The organism is Candidatus Binatia bacterium, from assembly GCA_036493895.1.
In the GTDB taxonomy this organism is placed as follows: Bacteria; Desulfobacterota; Binatia; order UBA1149; family CAITLU01; genus DATNBU01.
Window position 1 is genome coordinate 1 of sequence record DASXOZ010000071.1, and the last position, 3,113, is coordinate 3,113.

General features: G+C 67.6%; 3 protein-coding genes. All 3 read left to right on the forward strand.

Features of this window, described 5'->3' with window-relative positions:
* A partial coding sequence (locus VGK20_17005) for a chromosome partitioning protein ParA (GenBank protein HEY2775743.1) occupies positions 1-1,440 on the forward strand: 1,440 nt, incomplete at its 5' end.
* 122 nt (positions 1,441-1,562) lie between these two features.
* Positions 1,563-2,750, forward strand: coding sequence for a succinyl-diaminopimelate desuccinylase (gene dapE / locus VGK20_17010; protein HEY2775744.1), 1,188 nt, complete (start codon positions 1,563-1,565; stop codon positions 2,748-2,750).
* A gap of 4 nt (positions 2,751-2,754) precedes the next feature.
* Positions 2,755-3,113, forward strand: a 359-nt coding sequence (locus VGK20_17015) for a hypothetical protein (protein HEY2775745.1), incomplete at its 3' end; no start/stop codon positions are given.

The following is a 3,113-nucleotide window of genomic DNA, read 5'->3' on the forward strand; positions in this document are numbered from 1 at the left end:
GAGCGTGTCTCGCAACAGGCGATCGGCCAGGCCGAGCGCGCCGCCATGGCGGCGCGCGACCGGCATGTCGAGGTCGCCCGCCGCACCGATCAGCTGCGCACACGGCTCACCGCCACCGAGACGGCGATGGCCGAGATCGTGGGCGACGTCGCCGACGCCGAGATGCGCCGCACCTTCCGCCAGGCGCGGCTCTCGTCGATCTCCGACACCCAGGCCGATCGCGAGGCCGCGAACACGCTGCGCGCCCGCATCGCCGAGCTGCGCGCCGCGCTGGTCGAGGCCGAGGCGACCTGCACGCGTCTTGCGCGTGAGTCCGAGATGAGGGTCGAGCGGCTCGGCCGCATTGCCCAGGACCATGCGAGCTGGAGCAGCCGTCTCGGCGACGCCGATCGCCAGATCGGCGAGCTCGATGCGCGGCGCGAGCAGATCGCCGGCACCATTGCCGAGCTCGAGGCCAAGCCGGCCGAGATCGAGGCCAAGCAGGAGGCCCTGGACGAGGAGATATTCAAGGCCGAGGAGAAGCGTCAGGAAGCGGCCGATGCGCTGGCCGCCGGCGAGACGCAGTTGGCCGAGGCCGACAAGATCATGCGCAGCGTCGAGGCCGAGCTCGCGACCGTGCGCGAGAGCCGCGTGCGCCGCGAGGGCCTGGTCGAGCAGGCGACCAAGGATCGCGAGGCGGTGGTCGATCGCATCCAGGAGCGGCTGCGCTGCGAGATCGACGGTGTGCTTGCGCTGGCCGAGGTGCAGTCGGTCGAGGAGCTGCCGGAGATCGAGAAGGCCGAGCAGAAGCTCGAGCGGCTGGTGCACGAGCGCGAGACCATGGGGGCCGTGAACCTGCGCGCCGAGGAAGAGGCCAACGAGCTCGAGCAGCAGATCACCGGCATGACGACTGAGCGCGACGACCTGATCGCCGCCATCGGCCGCCTGCGCCAGGGCATCCAGAGCCTGAACCGCGAGGGCCGCGAGCGCTTCCTCGTCGCTTTCGAGCAGGTGAGCGGCCACTTCCAACAGCTCTTCACCAAGCTGTTCGGTGGCGGCAAGGCAGAGCTGCGGCTGACCGAGTCGGAGGATCCGCTCGAGGCGGGCCTCGAGATCCATGCCAGCCCGCCGGGCAAGAAGCTGCAGGTGATGTCGCTGCTGTCGGGCGGCGAACAGGCGCTGACCGCGCTCTCGCTCCTGTTCGCGGTGTTCATGACCAATCCGGCGCCGATCTGCGTGCTGGACGAGGTGGACGCACCGCTGGACGACCTCAACGTGGAGCGCTTCTGCAGCCTGGTGAACGAGATCGCCGGCCGCACCGACACGCGCTTCCTGGTCATCACCCACCATCGCGTGACCATGGCGCGCATGGACCGCCTGTACGGCGTCACCATGGCCGAGCAGGGCGTGAGCCAGCTTGTTTCGGTCAATCTGCAGGAGGCCGACCGCATCGCGGCCTAGGTCGGCCAACTACCGGTTCTATAAGCAACAAGACTGTTTCTTCCTCTCATGACACTCGAGCGTCGGCCTGAACGCGGGCCGGCGCTCTTCTCTTTGGGGTCGCTGAGAGGTAGTGTCCGGCCATGCCCGACACGCTCGCTCCTTCCGTCGCCGACGTCGTTGAACTGACGCGCGCGCTGGTGCGCTGCGAGAGCGTGACGCCGGTCGAAGCAGGCGCCCTGCAACTGCTGGAGCGCACGCTGACCGAGATCGGCTTCCGCTGCGAGCGGATGGATTTTACACAAGCCGGCACCGACGACGTTGCCAACCTCTATGCGCGCATCGGCAGTGGCGGGAAGCACTTCTGCTTCGCCGGCCATTCCGACGTCGTGCCGGTCGGCGATCTTTCGTCGTGGACGATCGGCCCATTCGCGGCCGAGCTATCGGCCGGCTACCTGTTCGGCCGCGGCGCCGCCGACATGAAGGGCGCGATCGCAGCCTTCACCGAAGCGGCCGCACGGTTCATCGCCCGGCGCGGCCGCGACTTCGATGGCTCGATCAGCCTGCTGGTCACGGGCGACGAGGAAGGCCCGGCGGTCAACGGCACGGTCAAGATGCTGAAGAAGCTCACCGAGCGTGGCGAGACGATCGACGCCTGCGTGGTGGGTGAGCCGACGAGCAGCAAGCGCTTCGGCGACATGATGAAGATCGGCCGGCGCGGCAGCATGACGGTCGACCTCGTGATCCGCGGCGTGCAGGGCCATGTCGCCTATCCCGAGCGGCTCGACAACGCGATCCACCGCCTGTCGGCGATCGTCGAGGCGCTGGTGCGCGAGCCGATCGACAAGGGCAGCACGCATTTCCAGCCAACCTCGCTGCAGTTCACCACCATCGACGTCGGCAACAAGGCGACCAACATCGCGCCCGGCGTGGCGCATGCCCGCTTCAACACGCGGTTCAACGATCTGTGGACGTCGCAGACCCTGCTGGCACATCTCAAGGAGCGGATCGAGCGGGCCAATGCCTCTATCGCCGGCAACGGCCTCGTCGAGTACGCCAAGGTCGAGGTCTCGGGTGAGTCGTTCTACACGCCGCCGGGCGCGCTGGTGGAGATTGTGGGCAGCGCGGTGCGCGAGGTGACGGGCGTGGAGTGCGAGCTGTCGACTACCGGCGGCACTTCGGACGCTCGCTTCATTTCCAGGTACTGCCCGGTGCTGGAGTTCGGGCTGGTCGGGGAGAGCATGCACAAGGTCGACGAGAAGAGTGCCGTCGCCGATCTCAAGGCGTTGTCACGCGTCTACGAGACGGTGCTCGACCGCTACTTCGCCTGAGACGATGCTGAGCCAGGCCGAAATTGCGCGCGGCAGCCAAGGCGCGGTCAAGTTCCTGTGGCACGATGTGTCGGCGCCGTTCCACTTCGACAACACGTTCGAAGGCTGCCTGCATTCCTTCCAGGTCATGCTCCTGGTGGCGCCGATCTACGCCTTCTATCTCGTCGTCCACTATGCCGACCTCACGGTGGAGGCCGACGACGGGCTGATCGTCCTGGCCGAAAGCCTGCGCTACGTGGTCGACTGGCTGCTCTTCCCGGTGATCTTCTACGAGATCGCGCGTCGGCGCGGCTGGCTCGAGCGCTACCCGCGCTACATCGCGGCGCTCAACTGGATCAACCTGCCGGCGGTCGTCCTGCTGCT